The following is an 18,502-nucleotide window of genomic DNA, read 5'->3' as shown; positions in this document are numbered from 1 at the left end:
ATGACGGGGACGTGACAGTTTGATGACACAAAAGGCGAAAAGCCCCGGAAAACAGGGAGTTCCGGATTTCGTATGTCAGTTTTGTTGCGTAAGGGACGGGCGCAGGGGGCGTGCGAAGGGAGGGGTGTGACATTTCGGCACTTGGAGGTGTGCGGAGGCTGTCATGAAACTATCACGCAGGTCCCACTGTTTCTGTATCCGCGCCAGCGTTACTAAGGGGCAGTTTTCACGCCCCATAAGGGATTCCCATGATCAAGAGCAGAGCTCCGCTATTCGGTCTTCTCGTCGCCACGGCCCTTGGCACTGTTGCCATGACCCCGTTCGTGTCGTCGGCGCAGGCTGCGGACATCACTGGCGCAGGATCCAGCTTCGCCGCACCGATCTATGGTGCATGGGGCACGGCCGCCAAGAGCCAGGCTGGTATTTCCGTGAACTACCAGAGCGTGGGGTCCAGCGCCGGTCAGGATCAGGTCATCGCCCGTACGGTTGATTTCGGTGCGTCCGATAAGCCGATGAATGGCGAGCGTCTGGCCAAGGAAAAGCTGTACCAGTTCCCGACCGTCATGAGCGGCATCGTGGTTGTGGCGAACGTGCCGGGTCTGGCTCCGGGCCAGCTCCGTCTCGATGGTCCGACGCTGGCCGCGCTGTATGACGGTGAGATCACGACCTGGGATGACGACCGCATCAAGGCCCTGAACCCGGGTCTGAAGCTGCCGGATACGGATGTGGCTCCGATCCACCGCGCCGATGGTTCTGGCACGAGCTTCGTGTTCACGTCCTATCTGTCGCAGGTTTCTCCGACCTGGAAGCAGAAGCTCGGTGCCGGCACGTCCATCGCCTGGCCCGGCGGTTCGGGTGCGCGCGGCAATGACGGCATTGCCGCCATGGTGCGTCAGACGGAGGGTGGCATTGGTTATGTCGAGTATTCCTATGCCGCGCAGAACCATCTGAACATTGCCAGCATGAAGAACCACAGCGGTGCTTTCGTAACGCCGACGCTGGCCAGCTTCACGGAAGCTGCCAAGGCTGCCGACTGGGTTCATGCCGATCATTATGCCGTGAACCTGCTGGACACGGATGGCGCGTCTTCCTGGCCGATCGTGACGGCGACGTTCGTTCTGGTGCCGGTTGACGCGGTTCAGAAAGAGTCCGGCAAGGCCGTCCGTGACTTCTTTACCTGGGGTTTCCAGCATGGCGATGCGGACAATGCCCGCCTTGACTATGTCGGTCTGCCGCAGAGTGTGAAGACGGACATTCTGGCCAACTGGCCGAAGTAAGTCCTGCGTCTGTATCCGTAATGACGGGCCGGGCCTGAATTTCAGGGCTGGTCAGTCAGGATAAAAAGGCGTTGAGTATGGAACGGGCTTCTCCTGTGCGGGAGAGGCCCGTTTTCTGTTTTCCGCTCTGTTTAGTCATGGTGCCTGCGTGTCCGTTACGTCGCTTTCCGAACAGACGTCCCCACAGGGGATGAATGGCCTGACCCGGGTGCTGATCGGTATGGTCTTTATTCTGGGGCCTGTTTCGACGGATATGTATCTTCCGGCGTTTCCGGCGCTGGAGCATGATCTGGGGCATGGGGCGGGATCCGCGCAGCTGACGCTGACGGCGTGGCTGGCGGGGCTGGCGATCGGGCAGTTCACGCTTGGGCCGCTCTGCGACCGGTACGGGCGCAAGCTGCCGCTGATGTGCGGACTTGTGGTGTATGCCCTTGCCTCGGTCGGGCTGGCGCTGACGACCAGTTTTCACATGTTCTGCGCACTGCGCTTTGTGGCGGCTCTGGGCGGTGCGATCAGTTCCGTGGCGCCGCGGGCCATGGTGCGCGATGTCGCGACCGGCTCGGCGGGTGTGAAGCTTATGTCGCAGCTGATGCTGATTTTTGGTCTGGGGCCTCTGCTGGCGCCGTCGATCGGGAGTTTTCTGCTGGACTGGGGAAGCTGGCGGCTGATTTTCTGGGCGAATGTCGTTTTCGGCGTCGTGATGTTCTTCTGCACGTTGTTTCTGCTGCCCGAGACATTGCCCCTGGACCGGCGTTTTGCGTTGCCGGTCAGCGGGATGGTGGCGCGTTACCGGGATCTGCTGCGCGAGCCACTGTTCTGTTCTGCGGTGATGGTCGTGAGTTTTGCGACCTTCACGATGTTTGCCTATCTGTCGAATGCGCCGGCGCTGTTTGAGAACATTCTGCACTTCTCGCCGCATCTGTTCGCCATTTTCTTCGGGCTGAACGGGATCGGCTTCATCATTGGTTCGCAGGTGAATGCGAAGCTGGCGAACCGTTTCCTGTTCACGCGGGTGATGGAGACAGCGATGCTGGCGGTTCTGCTGTTCTGTGCGCTGGCGGTGGTGGTGTGTCTGAGCGGATTTGCGGGGCCGCAGAATCCGTGGATTTTGTGTGCGCTGATCTGGTGCACGACATTTTCGCTGGGGTTCATCGGACCGAATGCGGGCATTCTGGCGCTGACGCATCATGGGCATCAGGCGGGCGCGGCTTCGGCGCTGATGGGAACGATGAACTGGACGATCGCTGGTCTGGCGGGCGTGATGATGTCGTTTCTGCCGACGCACTGGGTCGGGTCGACATCGGTCGGAATGCTGGTGGGGATCAGCTTCTGCTGGCTGTGCGATCTGTGGCGCCGCCGGCTGGATCCGCAATCCTATCTGTCTGTCCGGCAATAAGAGCCGGAGCGGGACGCCCGGCGCGAGGCCGGGCTTGTCCCGAGAAGACTGTGATCAGCTCTCGGAAACGCGGTCAGCAGCAACCGTAGCGATCATCAGGGCGCCGATCATCGGAACGAAGGCAACCATCGAGAACTGTGCGAGAAGGCTGGTGGGAAGGCCGATCAGGTGGATCAGGGTCATGGACGTCATCTGGAAAATCTCCGTGTGGTTCTATGTGCCGTTTTGCGGCGTGCAGCGGGAGAAACTCCAGAATCGGTGTCAGAAGCAACAAATACAGATGCAGGGTCAGACCTGCATTTCCTGCATAAATGCTTTTTAAACTTTCGCCTTTTTTGCGGAGGGAGTGATTTTGTTACGAATTCGCGATTATTTCAGCGCGAATAAAGTGATGCGAGATCCGGGGTGTTGCCCGGATTTCTTTCGGGAAACAGTACCATTCCCGGTGGTTTTTGAAATAAAATTGCGTGACGGCTTATTCCGCGTCGAGGCTCAGATCGCTGTCGTGGCGCAGTCCGTGCCAGCTCAGGAGGGTGTCGGCGAGGAAGAACATGAGCGATCCGACGGTGCAGGCGAGAGCTATGCCAAAAAACGCCAGCAGCCATGCCGAGGTCGAAGCATCGCGCAGGGAGCCTACGAACAGCGCCATGGCCGCGCCGCAGGTTGAGGCGCCGCCGATCCCGTTCAGGAGAATCGCGGCGTCCAGAACGAAGACCCGACGGTGCAGGCGGGCCTGCTGGTTGCGCAGGCGGGCGGGCGTGTCGATGGGATCGACGGGGGTGTCGTCCGTTTTCGGGGTGCCGAGTTTCTTGCGGACGTCTTCAAGGTGGTCCGTGACGCGGGCCAGCCGGGTGTTGAAGACGTTGATGAGGGTGCCAATGCCGGAGAGCATGAAAACGGGCGTGAGCGCGACCTGGATCAGGTGGGCGGCGCTGTCGACAGGATCGGGATCGTAGGAAATCGGAAAAGGCATGATGTCTTATACTGCATGATGCGTTTGCGAAAAGACCGGCGTGTTCTGAAAGGGCCGCTTTGGAAACGCCGCCTCTGGAACAGGAAGGGGAAGATGGGGTAGGGAAGGGCAGCCATTGCCAGAGGTGTTCCGGCCCTGATGTTCAACCTGCTTCGCCTGTCGTGTCGTTCTGCCCTGTTCTGTGCGGGGATCGGGCTGTCTGCGGGTTTCGCACAGGCGCAGGGTGTGGCCGGGGGGGGCGCGCACTGCACCGGGCTTGCGCTTCAGGCCGAGTTTGCGTGCCGGAGCTGGACCGAGGTGGCGCAGGATGTGAAGGCGGGGACCGATACCGTCATTATCCCTGTCGGCGGGACCGAGCAGAGCGGGCCTTATATTGCGGTCGGCAAGCATAATGTGCGGGCTGAGGTTCTGGCGGATACGATTGCGGTTCAGGCCGGGCATACGCTGGTGGCGCCTGTTGTGGCCTATGTGCCGGAAGGCTCGACAAGCCCGCGCACGTCTCACATGAAGTTTCCGGGCACGATTTCCGTGCCGCCTGCCGTGTTCGAAGGGCTGCTCAAGGGCGCTGCGGAGAGTTTCCGCGTTCAGGGTTTCCGGCGCATCGTGCTTCTGGGCGATCACGGCGGGTACCAGTCTTTCATGGCGCAGGTGGCGCAGGAGCTGAACCGGGCCTGGAAGGGTCAGGCCGCCGTGCTTTATGTGCGCGATTATTATGAAGTCGTGCCCCATCAATATGCCGATGCCTTGCGTGCGCAGGGTTATGGCGCGGAAGTGGGGCTTCATGCGGAGCTGAGCGATACGTCGCTGATGCTGGCGGTCGATCCGTCGCTTGTGCGTCAGGATGCGTTGCGCAAGGCTTCGAAACCGGGTGTGGCCGAGGGCGTCTATGGTGGCGATCCGCGGCGGGCATCGGCCGAACTCGGCAGGATCGGCACGGACATGCAGATCCGGACCGCGGTTGCGGCAATCCAGTCTTTTCAAAGGAGCCATCCATGACATTCAAGACTCCTCTTCTGGTGGCGATGACGCTGCTGGGAGCTGCCGCGGCCCATGCGCAGGAATATTCCCCGAGTGCGCCGATGGTGCCGGTTCCGGCCGATGCGTCCGCGCCGGTCGCTGCTTCGGCCCCCGTTGCGGCGTCCGGCATCCAGACGATTCCGGGTATGCCGCCGGTGATTGATCCGAAGAACATCTACAGCGAGACGACCCCGTCCCATATTTCGCCGGCGATCGCGCAGGACCCGGCGCGCGTTTATGTGCCAAACCTGCGCGGGGACAGCGTTTCCGTTATTGATCCGGCGTCTTTTCAGGTTGTGGATACGTTCCCGGTCGGGCATTCGCCGCAGCATGTGGTGCCGTCCTGGGACCTGCGGACGCTGTGGGTGACGAATAACAGCGAAGGCCGTCCGGACGGGTCGCTCACGCCGATCAATCCGGCGACGGCCAAGCCGGGCCCGTCCATTGCCGTGGATGATCCGTACAACATGTATTTCACGCCGGACGGCCGATACGCGATTACGGTGGCCGAGGCTCACAAGCGTCTGGACTTCCGCGATCCGCATACGATGGAGCTGAAGGGCTCGGTCGAGACGCCGGAATGCAAGGGCGTCAATCACGCTGATTTCTCCATTGACGGGAAATACGCGATCTTCACCTGCGAGTTCGGCGGTTATGTCGCCAAGGTCGATACGGTGAACCTGAAAATGATCGGGATGCTGAAGCTGTCCAAAGGCGGGATGCCGCAGGACATTCTGACGGCGCCGGATGGTCACAAGTTCTATGTCGCGGACATGATGGCGGATGGTGTGTTCGTTGTGGATGGGGATTCCTTCAAGGAAACCGGCTTCATTCCGACGGGCATCGGCACGCATGGCCTGTATCCGAGCCGCGACGGCAAGGTGATGTATGTCGCCAACCGCGGCTCACACCGCATCCATGGCCCCAAGCACGGGCCGGGTGGTGTGTCGATCATCGACTTTGCGACGGACAAGGTCATCAAGACCTGGATGATCCCCGGTGGTGGCAGCCCGGACATGGGCAATGTCAGCGCGGACGGCAAGCTGCTCTGGCTTTCGGGCCGGTTCGACGATGTGGTCTATGCGATCGACACCGATACGGGGGCGATGCGCAAGATTCCGGTGGGTGCTGAGCCGCATGGCCTGACGGTCTGGCCGCAGCCGGGACGCTACAGCGTCGGGCATACGGGCATTCTGCGGTAAGATCTGAAAAGGGGGAGTGGTCTGCTCCCCCTTTTTTTGTCAGGCGTAGATCCTGATGGTCTCGATGTAATAGGCCATTCCGCGGAGTTCGCGCTTGGTCAGGGTGACGGACAGTGTTTTGCCGGGTGACGGGCGGCGATCCTGCTCCGTGATGACGATGCCGACGCCTTCGGGAAAATCCTGCTCGAAGCTCTCGCGCATGCCGTCAGGTGCTTCGGCATGCCATGCGTCGATTGAATTCCCATTGCTCTGAAGCGTCTGGAGGATGGCACGCTCTGCGTCTTCCTTTGTGTGGAAGAAAGAAACAGACCGGAGTTTTTCGTAGGTAAATCGCTCTTCGATGTCGGCGTCTGTCAGGGCGATATGCCGCTCCATAACGCATCCTCCGAGCTGGCGGTCTGAAGTGTCCGGCCAGGGAGGAGGTCCGATTTCGAGGCTCTTTAACAGGGCTGTCCAGAAATCGCGGAGGCTGGGAAACGGGGCCGAATGTTCCGGGAGCCAGGTAGTCTGGTCATTGAACCGGGCGACCGGATCGAAAGCGATCAGAGCCCGGGTGACCCGGGCCAGATCGGTATCGTTGCAGGCCAGCAGGGTTCCGAGTTCGCGGATGGCGGCGCCCCGGGTGAGGAAAGTCCGGGTCTCCGTCACGTCCTGAATAACGTCCATCAGGGTTTCGCCGAATGTGTCGACATCCTCCCCGAACGGACCGGCGCCGTAGCTGGCCAGTTGTGGAAAGAGGCGGCGACATTCCCGATCCGGCAGGTCTGATGGGATGGTCATTCTTATTGGCTCGGGGATTTTCTGGTGAACATGCGGTCGATTGCGGGGCCGATGAAATAGCCGATGATTCCGGTGATCAGGACGGAGGGCCAGGCCCAGCCGGCATAATCCTTGAAGAAATCCTGATTTTCCAGATAGGTCATCACGGCGATGTCGATCAGGACGAGGGTCCACAATGTCGTGGACAGGAAGGGCTGCAGCCAGGCGTGGCGGATTGTGCGGGTCATGGGTGTCTCTCCGGCTTACGAGATCGAGACGTGGAAGACGAAGATCATCCCGCAGATGAAGGCGCCGAACAGCGGCAGCCAGCAGGTGTGCAGGTGGTTGTGGTTGTCCATGTAGGAGTAGGCCAGCGCAAGTGCGACATAGACATGCGCGAAGACGAGGCCAAGGACCATGCCGATGAAGCGCTTTTTCAGAACCTGCTCTTCCTGACGGTTCTTTTCGGCGAGAGCGGCGGGATCGGGCCGGTCCATGGGGGTTTCGGAGGCGGCCGTGAGGGGCGTCTGATCGGGGGCTGACGGCTCTGGTGAGACCAGGACAAGAGACATCGCTGGATTCCTTGGCATGATCCTCGCCGATCGGCGGGCGATGCGGGGCCGCGGGAGGATCGGGCCGGGAAATCGTCTGCGGGGAACCGGGAGGAGGGTTCTCGATAATGTGGGGGCAGAATGAGCCTGTCCGCACGGCAATGCAAGACTTTATTTAAATGATTAAGAATTGAGGTGTCCGGTCGTGGAAAACCGGCTCCCGGGTCAGGAGCCGGTTCCGGATCAGGTCTGGTTGGGAGCGTCGTTGGCCGGGATGGGCAGCGGGGCGTCCGTGGTGATGCGCATGGCGTTGCCGGGGGGCGTCGTGAAGTAGGACGTGCCGGTGTAGAACTTGATGCTGGCGGCGGCGAGCTGGTTGGTGATGCGGCGGTAGAACTCGCGCTTGACCTTCCATTTCATCATCGGTGCCGTGCGGAAGCTGCCGAGGAGGGTGGCGCCGCCGCTGTCGCTGTTATCCACGCCCAGATCGTTATAGTCCGACAGGATCATGGGGCCGAAGACGGCGTCGTCTCGCATGTCCTTGAGGGTTTTTGTCATGATGGCTGTCACGCGTGGCAGGTCTTCGGACAGGTCGAGCTGCTGTTTGACGATGACCTGGTTGTAGCCGCGGGCGGTGTTGGCGATCGAGGAGACGGACGAGAACGGGATGATGTGAAGGTCGCCGTTGATGTCGCGGACCTTCACGGTGCGGATCGAGAGGTTTTCCACCGTTCCCGAAACGCCGCCGGTCGTGACCCAGTCACCGACCTGGATGGCGTCTTCGACGAGCATGAAGAAGCCCGTGATGAAGTCCTTGACCAAGCTCTGCGAACCGAAGGCGATGGCGGCACCCATGATGCCTGCACCGGTGAGCAGCGGAGTGACGTTGATGCCGATCTGCGAGAGCGTCGTGACGGCGACGATGATGATGATGATGGCCAGCAGGACGGTGCGGATGATGGGCAGGACCGTGCGGAGGCGGGTGGCGCGGGAGAGCTGGTCCGAAGTCTCGAAACGGGTGAGCTGCTGGCTGAGGAAGGCGTTGATGATTTCCCAGATCGTGACCGCGATGCTCAGGGCGACGAGCATGGTCAGGACGGCGTCGAGCAGGTGTCGGCCGACGGCGTTTTTCATGAAGAAGCCGAACGTGGGCAGGCCCCAGGCTTCGGTCATGGCGATCAGGGTCAGGAAGAGAATGGCGCCGGTCAGGATGCGACGGGCGAAGGGGTAATAGCGGTCGGCGCGTTTCTGAATGTCGGGGAAGCGTTCGGTCAGGACGGGATTGATGCGGAAGAAGCGGTCCTGAAGGCCGTAGGCGAGTACGGCGATCAGGCGGGAGGCGACGAGAATGCCGATCGTGATGCCGGTGGTGTCGAGAATCCAGCGATAGCCTCCCGGAAGATGGGCGGCCCAGACGATCCAGAGGGAGGCGTCGAGGAACATGGCCGGCACCCACCACAGGCGCGTGACGGCGACGATGAAGGTCCACATCGCGGTGTCGGGGACGGCGCGGGGCTGGAGGGCGCGGCTGACGAGGTGCCGGATCCGCCAGATGAAGACGGCGATCAGGATGTGTTCGATCAGCACCACGCCGCGGATCATGGCATCCGTTCCACGGGGGGAGAGATTGAACTGGCTGCCCAGTGTGGAGAGGCAGAAAATGATGGCGGGGGCTGCGACCAGCACGTTCCACCAGCGGGTCAGCAGGAAGGCTGTAGCGTCAGTGGCGGGCAGGAGACGGATCGTGGGGGAGCGGGGCGCGAATCCGGTTTCGACGAAAAGATAGAGAATCCGGGCGGCGGCGTAGCAGTTGGCGAGCGTCATGATGACGTTGTCGGTCTTGGCGCTCCAGGGGAGGACAAGAACGGCCAGATAGGCGACGGCCAGAAAGACGAGAACCGGGATGGCCTTCAGGGCGAAATGCCCCAGCGCGTAAGGAACGCGGGACAGGAAGCGCAGGGTTTCGACCTGACGCCGCTGGTCGGCGGCGCGGGCTTCGCTGGAGCCGTCGACGATGGGGTCATGGGCGGCGGCGTCTTCGTCCGCGAGGGTGTTGCGCTGCTCCCGGTTTTCGGCGTTCTGGGTCAGCTGGACCAGCGGCTTGTGCAGGCTCAGGGCGACAATCCGCTCCAGGGCCACGCCACAGAGCATGACCACGAGGCCGCCTGCGAAGGCGTGAAGGATTGTGGTGCGGGTATCGGCTGAAGCGAGGGTCGTGTGGGCCCAGTGACCGACAATGCCGAGGTCGCTGAACAGGCCGAGGAAGTTGTGCAGATAGCCCAGCGCCTGCAGGCGGATGCTGCTCAGGCCGGTGTGGATGTCGGGTGGGACGTCGGCGACGGTTTTGGCAGGGGCGGCTTTCGCGGGGGCTGCGGCAGGAGCTGCTGCGGGAGCTGCGACCGGAAGGCCGCGGGCCATCAGGTCAAGGGTGTGGGTGAAGGCGTCCCGTTCCTTGGGATTGTTCAGGACGTTGAGGAGTTGCTGCGCTTCCTGCTGGCTGAGGGGATGGGCGCTGTCGGCGGCTTTTGCCGGCAGGAGGGGCGTCAGAAGGCCGAGGAGCAGAAAGAGGCAGAGGCCGAGGACGGCGCGTCCGGTTCGCGGGTGGGGTGAGGCGGACGGCTCGGGACGGGGGATCGACGGCATCGCTCTGTTGGGTCCTTGATGTTACGCGGGGATGTTACGCGGTGGAATTACGGTGTCTGGGGCGGGATGTGAGGCCTGCGCCGGGTGGTCCGCCGAGGGCGGTTGTTGTGTGCGAACATGGCACAGGGTGGCAGCCCTGTCCTACCCTCTTCCTGCGGGTGTTTTATTCGGACAGGGGCATGTCGTCGGGCATCAGCCGGTCGAGAGCCTCGGCGTTTCTGATGGCCCAGTGATAGAGAAGCTCCACGGGTTCCACGAAGGTCTGACCCAGATCCGTCAGGCTGTAATCGACATGGGGTGGCATGATCTGCCGGACGTTGCGGCTGATGAGGCCCTGCGTTTCGAGCTCGCGCAGGGTCTGGGTCATCATTTTTTTCGACAGGCCGGGGATGCTGCGCTGGAGCTTTCCGGGACGTGCCGTGCCGCCCAGAAGATGCAGCGTGTGCAGGATCATGGTGGTCCATTTTCCGCTGAAAAGCCTCAGGATCCGGCGGGGCGCGCAGTCTTCGGCAAAAGGCGCCTGACGGTAGTGTTCGGGCAGCGGCGGGGTCATGGAGTGGGCACCTTCTGGTCACCAGGGCACGAAAAGGTGCCGTCTGGCGGAAATGCGGATGGTCTTCCAGATGTGGAACAGACCCTGTTTTCTGCAAAGGAAAAATCCCATGACATCTTCTGTTCCTGCCATGGTGCCGTCTGGAGTAGCACTGGCCCGGACCGCACTGGTTGTCGGGGCGACCGGTATTGTTGGCCAGAACATTGCGGCGCGTCTCGTGGCCGAAGGCTGGACCGTGCATGGTCTGGCGCGCAGGCCGCGTCATGACATGGCGGGCGTGCTGCCGGTTGAGGCCGATCTTCTGGATCTGCCAGCGCTGACCCATGCGCTGCGGGATCTGCGGCCGAGCCATGTGTTTTTCTGCTCCTGGCTGCGTCAGGAGACGGAAGAAGAGAACTGCCGCGTTAATTCCGCGATGATCCGCAATGTGTTCGCCGCTCTGCCGGAGCCGGGACTTCTGGTTCATGCGGCGCTGACGACGGGCATGAAGCATTATCTTGGTCCGTTCGAATCCTATGCGTCCGGCGAGCCGCCGGTGACGCCGTTCCGCGAAGACGCACCCCGGCTGGATCTGCCGAATTTCTATTACGATCAGGAAGACGCGCTTTATGAAGCCGCCGCACGACACGGGTTTTCGTGGAGTGTGCATCGTCCGCATACGGTGATCGGCTATGCGGTTGGCAATGCGATGAACATGGGCAGCACGCTGGCGGTCTATGCGACGATCTGCCGCGAGACAGGACGGCCTTTCGTGTTTCCGGGATCTCCCGTGCAGTGGAACGGTCTGACGGATCTGACCGATGCGCGGCAACTGGCGCGGCAGCTTTTCTGGGCCTCGACCGAGGCGGGGGGACGCAATCAAGCGTTCAATATCGTGAACGGTGACGTGTTCCGCTGGAAATGGCTCTGGCCGCGCCTTGCGGAGTGGTTCGGAATCGAGGCGGCGGCGTATCCCGGCCATGCGACGTCCCTTGAAGAGACGCTTGCGGGGGATGCGGCGCTCTGGGAACGGATTGCCGCAGAATACGGGCTTGCGGAAAGCCGGATCGAACGGCTGGCTTCGGCCTGGCATACGGATGCGGATCTGGGGCGGCCGGTCGAATGTGTGACGGATATCAGCAAAAGCCGCCTCGCGGGGTTTGCGGGATATCAGTACACGCCGGACTCTTTCACCGATCTGTTCACGCGGCTGCGGGCTGAGAAGCTGATTCCGTAACACGGGGTTTGCAGGGCCTTTCGGTTTCACGACCGGAAGGGTCCTGCTTTTCGTTTCAGTCAGTGATATGGTGAAGGCTGTCTTCTGAAAACGTGGAATGAGCCTGTCTTGCATCGAATGTTCAGCATGTCGGCCCTGCTCCTGGCAGGGGTTCTGGGTCTGGGATCCGTGTCCGCGCGGGCGGCGGAAAGTGCGCCGGTTGCGTCCGCGAACGATACCGCGACGCTTGTCACGGATCGCGATGCGGTCGGGCCGGACCAGCATCTTCGGGTCGGGCTCCGGCTTCAGCTCAAGCCGGGCTGGCATACGTACTGGATCAATCCGGGCGATGCCGGGGACACGCCGACGCTGGATGTGACAGCTGATGGCGGGGCGACGGGCAAGGGGGGCGTGATCCACTGGCCAGTGCCGGTGCGGATCAGTGAGGGCGGCCTCATGTCCTATGCCTATGTCAATGAGGTGACGCTGCCGGAGGATCTGGTTCTCAAGGGTTCCGGCGGGACGACGCTGCATGCCCATGCGGAATGGCTTGTCTGTGCGCAGGTCTGCATTCCCGAGAGCGGTGATTTCACACTGACGCTGCCGGCTTCGACCGGTGATGTGCCGGAAGGCGGGGCGCAGGCGGACCTGTTCCGCAAGGCGGAAGCTGCAACGCCGGTGGCGTCGCCGTTTGCGGCCAGCGTGTCGGCGGCCAATGGTTCTGCGGGCGGCGTGCTGACGCTTTCGGGCAAGGGGCTGTCTGCGGCGTCCGTGTCGCAGGCGTGGTTCCTGCCGCAGGATGGGGGCGTGATTGATCAGGTCGCGGAACAGCCGCTGCATGTTTCGGACGGGCAACTGACGCTCGGGCTGAAATTCCTGAAATCGGCGCATCGGGACAAGACGCTTGTGGGCGTGGTCGTGCTCAAGGATGCGGCGGGGCAGGAAAGCCCGTTGCAGATCGAGGCGCGCCCGGTTGGGGGGGCGTCTGCTGCGGCTCCTGTGCAGGCGGATGCGGCACCGGCTTCGGACGTGCCGACGGGCGCGGGTTGGCTGCGGGTTCTGCTCTTTGCATTTGTGGGCGGGCTGATCCTGAACCTGATGCCGTGTGTGTTTCCGGTTCTGGCGATGAAGGCGCTGTCTCTGGCGAAAATGGGCGGTGCTGGACGGGGCGCGCAGCTTCAGAGCGCGCTGTTCTACACGCTGGGCGTGACGGGAGCGTTCGCGGCGCTGGGCATTGTCATGATCGGGCTGCGTCTGGCCGGGTCTGCGGCAGGCTGGGGCTTTCAGTTCCAGTCGCCGGGATTTGTGGTCGGCGTATGCTGGCTGCTGTTCCTGATGGGGCTGAACCTGCTGGGTGTGTTTGAAGTTAGCGCCGGGCGTCTGGGTCAGGTGCAGACGGGCGGCGGTCGGAGCGGGGACATGATGACGGGCCTGCTGGCGGTTATTGTGGCGACGCCCTGCACGGCGCCGTTCATGGGTGTTGCCATTGCCGGGGCTCTGGGTGGGCCGCCGGTGATGGGAGTTCTGGTCTTCCTGTCGATGGGGCTGGGGCTGGCATTTCCGTATATTCTCGTGGCCGGTGTTCCGGGTGTGGCATCGCGGATGCCGAAGCCGGGGGCCTGGATGGGTATTCTCAAGCAGGTTCTGGCGTTTCCGCTGTTTGCGACCTGTGTATGGCTGCTCTGGGTGGCGGCAATCCAGCGGGGCGTGACGTTTGTGGCGCTGACGGCCGGGGGCGTTGTGCTTCTGGGGTTTGCGGGCTGGATTTATGGTGTTGGGCAGCGTCGGTCCATGCTGGAGGGCGGCCGTGGGACGGTGGCGTTCTGCCGGATCGTGGCTGTGCTGTGTGTTGTGGTTTGTGGGGCCGCGCTGGCGCAGGGGCTGCGGGCCGCGCCTGCTCCTGTGGTTACGGGCGCTTCGGAGGCCGGGATCGAGCCGTTCTCGGAGGCGCGTCTGGCCGAGCTTCGGGCGCAGGGCAAGCCGGTGTTCATCGACATGACGGCGTCATGGTGCATCACCTGCATGGTCAATGAGCGTGTGGCGCTGGATGTGCCATCCGTTCAGCAGGCGTTCCGGGACCAAAAGATCGTGTTCCTCAAGGGGGACTGGACAAACCGCAATGCGGCGATCGGTGCGTTCCTCAAGGCGCATGGGCGCGATGGTGTGCCGTTCTATATCTATTATGCCCCTCATCAGGATGGGGTTGTGCTGCCACAGATCCTGACGCCGGGCATCGTGCTCTCGACGATCGGGAAATGATGTCAGGGAAATGAGACAGGCTCGGGAGGAATGGTCATGAAAGCATGGGTGTTTCTTCCGGGACTGTTTTTGACTGCGCTGATGCCTGTCCTTGGTGTGGCGCAGATTCCCCCGACAAATCCGTTCAATGCCGTGAAGATCCTGCCGGGAAACCTGTTCGGGACGCAGGGCGCGGCAGGTTCAGGGACGGGCGAAGAAATTCGCGTCATGGGACATCGCCGGACGCTACCGGTTTTTTTCGACTCCCCGATCGTGACCCGTTATTTTGAAGACGGTCATACGGAGAGCCGGGTCACCCTTTGGAAGGGTATGACGGCTCATCTGAAATTTGGGCGGGATCTGGATCATGATCCCGTCACAGGCACCAATACATCGCGGTTTGGCGAGGCCTATGCCACGTCCTCGCCGTTGTTGCCGCGATAGGGCTTAGCGCCCCGTGTTGCGCGGGTCGTCCTGCGGGTTGACGTAGGCCATGCTGAACGGCCCCGTTCCTGAAACCTGAAGCACGGCGCCCTGGCTTCCCGCCTTGATGGCATGGGGTACGTTGACCGGCAGATGGACAAAGCCACCCGGTCCGAGCGCGCGCCGCTGCGTGGTGGCGATGTTCTGTCCCACGAAATGCTGGATATTGCCGCTGATGACGGTCAGCATTTCGTCCAGATTATGGGTGTGGGGCGGGATGAACGATCCGGCGGGCATCATGACGCGCAGCGTAAAAGGGCCGGGTTTTGTGGTGTCGCCGGTCAGGATGGCGATTTTCGTTCCGTGCGGGAACATGGGAGGCGCGGGCTGCCAGATGACGGCCTCCGAACCCTCAATGATCGTTACGCCGGGGTTGTCCTGCGGGGTTTCGGTCGGGATGGGGGCGGCGTGGGCGACCGAAAAGAGCGTAAGCGCTGCGCCGAGAAGCAGGGCCGAACTGGCGGACTGTTTTCTGGAAATCATGCCAAAGGGCATTGGGGGTCTCCTCCGTTCCACAGGGATGTGGGGCCGTGTTGCGGGAACGCAGCGGAGGAGACGTGGTTTTGGGGCAGGGAGTGCTCCCCGCCCCTTCCCGTCAGAAGGCGGTGGAGACCGTTCCGGTCATGGTGAAGCGCGGGGAGACCATGAAGGAGTTTCCGTAGCCGGTATAGGGCGCCAGATTGCCGCTGTGGACCGTGCTGGGGTCCCGGGCGCTGTAGACCGCGCCCATGGCGCCGGTGCGGACGATGGAGCCGGTGAGGTTGGTGAAGTTCAGGCGGAAGGTTGGGGACTGCGCGAACATGAAGGGCTTGAAGTGATAGCCCATCGAGAGCGTGTCGGTGACGTAGCCCGGAATGCGCTGGTCGCCCGCGATGCTGACGGATTGCGGGCCGGTATAGTGGACCGAGCCATTCGCGAAGAAGCCCTTGTAGGTGTAGGTCAGCCCGAAATTCGCGATGACATGTGGGGCCATGACGGCCTGCGTGCCCTTGGAGTGCAGCATCGTGTTCAGATACGGATCGAAGACGTTGCTGTCCTGTGAGGCGTGCAGGTATTCGACGGAGGCGTAGGGGCTGAAGCCGTGGATCGGGCGTGCGGCGACCATGACGTCGAAGCCGCGCATCTGCTGGCTGCCGATATTGAACGGCTTGTAGCTGTTCATGCCCACATACTGGTCCACGATGCGGTTCGTGACGTTGTAGTTGAAGAATGCGACATCCGCGATGATGTGGTCGTCGTGATAGCGGTAGCCGAGTTCTTCCTTGATGGAATACTGGTTCTTGGGGATCGCGACGCTGGTGTAGAGCCAGCCGAGGTCGACTGCGCTGGGCTGGCGGTAGTCGCCTTCCACGTTCAGGTAGACCTGGCTGTGGTTATCAATGCGGTAGCCGATCGAAAGCTGCGGCAGCGGTGCTGTGCGGTTCGCTTCCTGACGGCCGTAATAGTCCTTGTTCCAGATGTTCGTCATGACGAACTTGAACCCGGCGTCCACCGTCAGGTGGTCATTGAAATACTTGGCCGTGTCATGCACGAACAGGGACTGGATTTCGTAACCGGCCGTCTGTTTGTCGCCGGCGGAAATCTGGTACGCGGCCCAGTTGGGGCTTGGTGCGTTGCCGTCCGCCATCTGGTAGCTGGTGGGGTAGGACTGGATCGTCTGGGTGTTTTCATACCAGTAGCCGACCGAGAACGTGTTGTGGCGGTCGATTTCCCAGTTGAGTTTCGCGACCGTACCGACCGAGCGGTATTCGTTCTGCAGGAAGTAGTTCGTCAGGCCGCGCGTGGCACCGGTGGCATCGGTCGTGGTGCCGCCCGGAGACGCGTCCCAGCCCTGTCCGAAGCTGAAATAGGGGTGGATGTCGAGCGACAGGCGTGAGGGCAGCGCGATATGGACCGGAGCCGAGATGAAGATCTGGTTCCAGTGATCGTTGTTGTTGCCCCAGTAGTTGTTGCTCTTGCGATCGTCCGTGCGGCCGTAGCCCTGTCCGGTGTGCTTGTAGCGGAAGAACTGGTCAGAGGTGGGGTAGTTGTCGATGATGAAGTCGGCGGAGTTCCAGGAGAGGAAGAACTTGGCGTTGGAGCCGTTATGCCAGTCTTTCTGGAGGCCGAAATCAATGTGTTTGCGCTGGTTGGTTCCGGCACCCATCCATGAGCGGGCATGGGTGTTGGAAAACGAGAAATAGCCGCGTACGCCGCTATGGCCGATTTCGCCGGATTCGAGGCGCAGGAACTCGCGCGACAGGTTGTTGGTGCCGTAAGAGAAGTCGATCAGGCCGCCGCGCTTTTGCGAAGGGGTGCGTGTTTCCTCGTTCATGACGCCACCGGCGGCGGACATGACGGGCAGATCCGTCGCCGAGGAGCCGGGCGTGACGCTGACGCTCTCGACATTTTCGGAATCGACGTTTTCGCTCAGATATTTTGCCGCCGCTGCCGGGGCGCCGTCCACCAGAAGGCCCATGTCGAGATCCGTCAGGCCGCGGGACTGGATCTGTCCGCCTTCCATGCCTGACGAATCCGGCGTCGTGACATTGAGGCTCGGCAGGTTCTGGATCAGGTCGAGCGCCGTGCTGGTCGGCGCGCGCATGTCGATGAATTCCTTGGTGACGGTCTGCACGGCGTGGGGGGCGGTTTCGACGCGCATCATACCACCACCGCCGTTCAGGGCGCGGCGCGAGGACGTGACGGAGACCGTTTCGGCAGCCGAGGCATCAAGGGCGTGGGCGCGGGGCGCTGCGGTTGCGCGCGAGGGTGTCCGGGCCGTTTTTGGAGTATTGCGGCTGGAGGTCTGATGGCGCGGCGTGTGGTGTTTCGAGGGCTGTGCGGCGCGGGCTGGCGTTGCGAAGGCGGCGAGCACGCTGCCGGCAAGGCAGGTGACCGCAAGGAGCTGACGCCTGTAGCCCAGTGAGCCAGAACGTGATCCGGAGCCGCGGGACTGATGGTTGTCTTTCATGCTGCCGGGCTCCTGGTCTGTTGGAAAGAAAGGTTCACTTTGGAAACGGTATTTATTCGAAACGTGGATGTAAAACGGATGGCCTATCTCCATCAAAGATAAAATGCAGACCGGGGCATTGCCGTTTTTAGGTTGGTGCAAAAATGTGACAGTCTATGTCTCCCGTATGACGCGGTTTTTCGGGGCTGGAAATCAGGACGCGGGGTGGGGCTGTGTGGCGGGGGAGAGGAACTCTTTTTCGAGTTCGGAAATCACCAGTCGGGCGGCGCCGGAAAGCTGCCGGGAATGGTCCACGCACAGGGCCAGCGTCAGGGGCGCGAGGTCGTGGTTGGAAATCGGAATGAAAGCCAGTTCACCGCGCGTGACCTCTTCCATGACGTCGAGCGCGCTGAGGATTCCGAGGCCGATGCCTTCGCGGACCAGAGACTTGATCATCTGGATATTGTCGGAGGATGCGGCGGCGTGAATGTCGAGATTGCTGTCGATCTGAAGAATTTCGATCTGGCGGTGCAGGGCGAGCGGGGGCTCGGGCATGATCATGGGATAATTCATCGCCAGACTGAAACGGGCGTTTTTGCGCTCGGCGACGGGATGGTTCGGCAGGCAGACGAAGCCGAGCGGAAAGTCCTTGTGCGCACGGACCAGAAGGCCGCGGGCATGGGTCGGGTTGAGCAGCAGAGCGAGATCGACCGAACCGCCGATCAGGGTGTTCTGGATGCGGCTGTTGTCGAGGACATGCGTGCAGATGGTAATGCCGGGATGGGTCGTGCGCATGGCGCGGAGCAGGCGGGGCAGGAAGCCGCGGGTCAGGGCGTCGGGGACTGCGATATCCACCTGTCCCCGACGCAGGCCGCGCATGTCTTCGATCTGGACGCACATATTGGTCAGGTCCCGCGACCACTGTTTGCCGTGCGCATAAAGCAGTTCGCCGGTTGCCGTCAGGCGCAGGCCGGTGGGCAGACGCTCGAACAGCGGCGTGCCGAGGGATTCCTCGCCCTGAAGGATCTGCCGGTCGATGGCGGAGGCGGCGATGCGCAGATGTTCGGAGGCGCGGCGGATGGAGCCGTGCTGGGCGACGGCGAGGAAGTAGCGCAGGAAGCGTGAGAAGACAGGCATGGATGAACTGCTCTCTTTTTGCGAACGGGAGGAGCGTTTTTATGGAGTATACGACCTTGAGGCGGTGTGAAACTATCCCGGCCGACAGGTGACCTGTCGTTTTTGCTACGGAAAGACGCTCCGGCACGCTCCGGAGACTGCCCTGTCCG

General features: G+C 62.0%; 17 protein-coding genes. 7 read left to right on the top strand and 10 right to left on the bottom strand.

Annotated elements, in window-relative coordinates:
• The first annotated feature begins 248 nt into the window (after positions 1-248).
• Both pstS and HK22_RS11200 read left to right on the top strand, forming a co-directional pair.
• Positions 249-1,277, top strand: a complete 1,029-nt coding sequence (gene pstS / locus HK22_RS11205) for a phosphate ABC transporter substrate-binding protein PstS (RefSeq protein WP_062029221.1) — start codon at positions 249-251, stop codon at positions 1,275-1,277.
• Between the two features lie 148 nt (positions 1,278-1,425).
• A complete protein-coding gene (locus HK22_RS11200) occupies positions 1,426-2,673 on the top strand; it encodes a multidrug effflux MFS transporter (protein WP_062029219.1) in 1,248 nt (415 codons plus the stop codon).
• A 54-nt stretch (positions 2,674-2,727) separates the two neighbouring features.
• Here the strand turns inward: HK22_RS11200 and HK22_RS15120 are convergent, their stop codons facing one another.
• Both HK22_RS15120 and HK22_RS11195 read right to left on the bottom strand, forming a co-directional pair.
• Positions 2,728-2,865 carry a hypothetical protein gene (locus HK22_RS15120; protein ID WP_156474507.1) on the bottom strand — a complete coding sequence of 46 codons (138 nt, stop codon included), beginning with the start codon at positions 2,863-2,865 and terminating at the stop codon, positions 2,728-2,730.
• Between the two features lie 283 nt (positions 2,866-3,148).
• Positions 3,149-3,646: a DUF2721 domain-containing protein gene (locus HK22_RS11195; RefSeq protein ID WP_062029217.1), complete on the bottom strand. Its 498-nt coding sequence runs from the start codon at positions 3,644-3,646 to the stop codon at positions 3,149-3,151.
• Between the two features lie 138 nt (positions 3,647-3,784).
• Between HK22_RS11195 and HK22_RS11190 the strand changes: the two genes are divergently transcribed.
• The gene (locus HK22_RS11190; protein WP_077803521.1) at positions 3,785-4,642 is read left to right on the top strand and encodes a creatininase family protein; all 858 of its coding nucleotides are present in this window, start codon (positions 3,785-3,787) and stop codon (positions 4,640-4,642) included.
• Positions 4,639-5,865 (top strand): YncE family protein, encoded by a 1,227-nt coding sequence (locus HK22_RS11185; RefSeq protein ID WP_062107781.1) that lies wholly within the window; start codon positions 4,639-4,641, stop codon positions 5,863-5,865. The genes HK22_RS11190 and HK22_RS11185 overlap by 4 nt, the downstream gene beginning before the upstream one ends.
• 39 nt (positions 5,866-5,904) lie before the next feature.
• Here the strand turns inward: HK22_RS11185 and HK22_RS11180 are convergent, their stop codons facing one another.
• From HK22_RS11180 to HK22_RS11160, 5 genes are all read right to left on the bottom strand, one after another.
• The gene (locus tag HK22_RS11180) at positions 5,905-6,645 is read right to left on the bottom strand and encodes an RNase A-like domain-containing protein (RefSeq protein WP_086649297.1); all 741 of its coding nucleotides are present in this window, start codon (positions 6,643-6,645) and stop codon (positions 5,905-5,907) included.
• A gap of 2 nt (positions 6,646-6,647) precedes the next feature.
• Positions 6,648-6,872 carry a hypothetical protein gene (locus HK22_RS11175; protein ID WP_062029209.1) on the bottom strand — a complete coding sequence of 75 codons (225 nt, stop codon included), beginning with the start codon at positions 6,870-6,872 and terminating at the stop codon, positions 6,648-6,650.
• Between the two features lie 15 nt (positions 6,873-6,887).
• Complete coding sequence (locus HK22_RS11170) at positions 6,888-7,196, bottom strand: hypothetical protein (protein WP_062029207.1); 309 nt, start codon at positions 7,194-7,196, stop codon at positions 6,888-6,890.
• Positions 7,197-7,418: 222 nt separating this feature from the next.
• Positions 7,419-9,818, bottom strand: a complete 2,400-nt coding sequence (locus HK22_RS11165) for a mechanosensitive ion channel family protein (RefSeq protein WP_086649296.1) — start codon at positions 9,816-9,818, stop codon at positions 7,419-7,421.
• A 163-nt stretch (positions 9,819-9,981) separates the two neighbouring features.
• Positions 9,982-10,371, bottom strand: coding sequence for a helix-turn-helix domain-containing protein (locus tag HK22_RS11160; protein ID WP_086649295.1), 390 nt, complete (start codon positions 10,369-10,371; stop codon positions 9,982-9,984).
• 151 nt (positions 10,372-10,522) lie between these two features.
• Between HK22_RS11160 and HK22_RS11155 the strand changes: the two genes are divergently transcribed.
• The 3 genes from HK22_RS11155 (at position 10,523) to HK22_RS11145 (ending at position 14,248) form a co-directional block, all read left to right on the top strand.
• On the top strand, positions 10,523-11,587 hold the full coding sequence (locus tag HK22_RS11155; RefSeq protein ID WP_086649355.1) for an SDR family oxidoreductase: 1,065 nt from the start codon (positions 10,523-10,525) through the stop codon (positions 11,585-11,587).
• 126 nt (positions 11,588-11,713) lie between these two features.
• A complete protein-coding gene (locus HK22_RS11150) occupies positions 11,714-13,825 on the top strand; it encodes a protein-disulfide reductase DsbD (protein ID WP_086649354.1) in 2,112 nt (703 codons plus the stop codon).
• Positions 13,826-13,861: 36 nt separating this feature from the next.
• Entirely contained in the window at positions 13,862-14,248 is a 387-nt protein-coding gene (locus HK22_RS11145; RefSeq protein ID WP_086649294.1) for a hypothetical protein, read from the top strand.
• 3 nt (positions 14,249-14,251) lie between these two features.
• On the opposite strand, the gene HK22_RS11140 is transcribed toward HK22_RS11145, so the two are convergent.
• The 3 genes from HK22_RS11140 to HK22_RS11130 form a co-directional block, all read right to left on the bottom strand.
• Entirely contained in the window at positions 14,252-14,782 is a 531-nt protein-coding gene (locus HK22_RS11140) for a cupin domain-containing protein (protein ID WP_086649293.1), read from the bottom strand.
• 100 nt (positions 14,783-14,882) lie between these two features.
• Positions 14,883-17,237, bottom strand: coding sequence for a TonB-dependent receptor (locus HK22_RS11135; protein WP_062029199.1), 2,355 nt, complete (start codon positions 17,235-17,237; stop codon positions 14,883-14,885).
• Between the two features lie 192 nt (positions 17,238-17,429).
• Positions 17,430-18,353 carry a LysR family transcriptional regulator gene (locus HK22_RS11130; protein WP_062107798.1) on the bottom strand — a complete coding sequence of 308 codons (924 nt, stop codon included), beginning with the start codon at positions 18,351-18,353 and terminating at the stop codon, positions 17,430-17,432.
• Positions 18,354-18,502: the final 149 nt, after the last annotated feature.

This window comes from Gluconobacter sp. DsW_056, from assembly GCF_002153595.1.
In the GTDB taxonomy this organism is placed as follows: Bacteria; Pseudomonadota; Alphaproteobacteria; order Acetobacterales; family Acetobacteraceae; genus Gluconobacter; species Gluconobacter albidus.
This window is presented reverse-complemented; position numbering and strand designations above follow the sequence as displayed.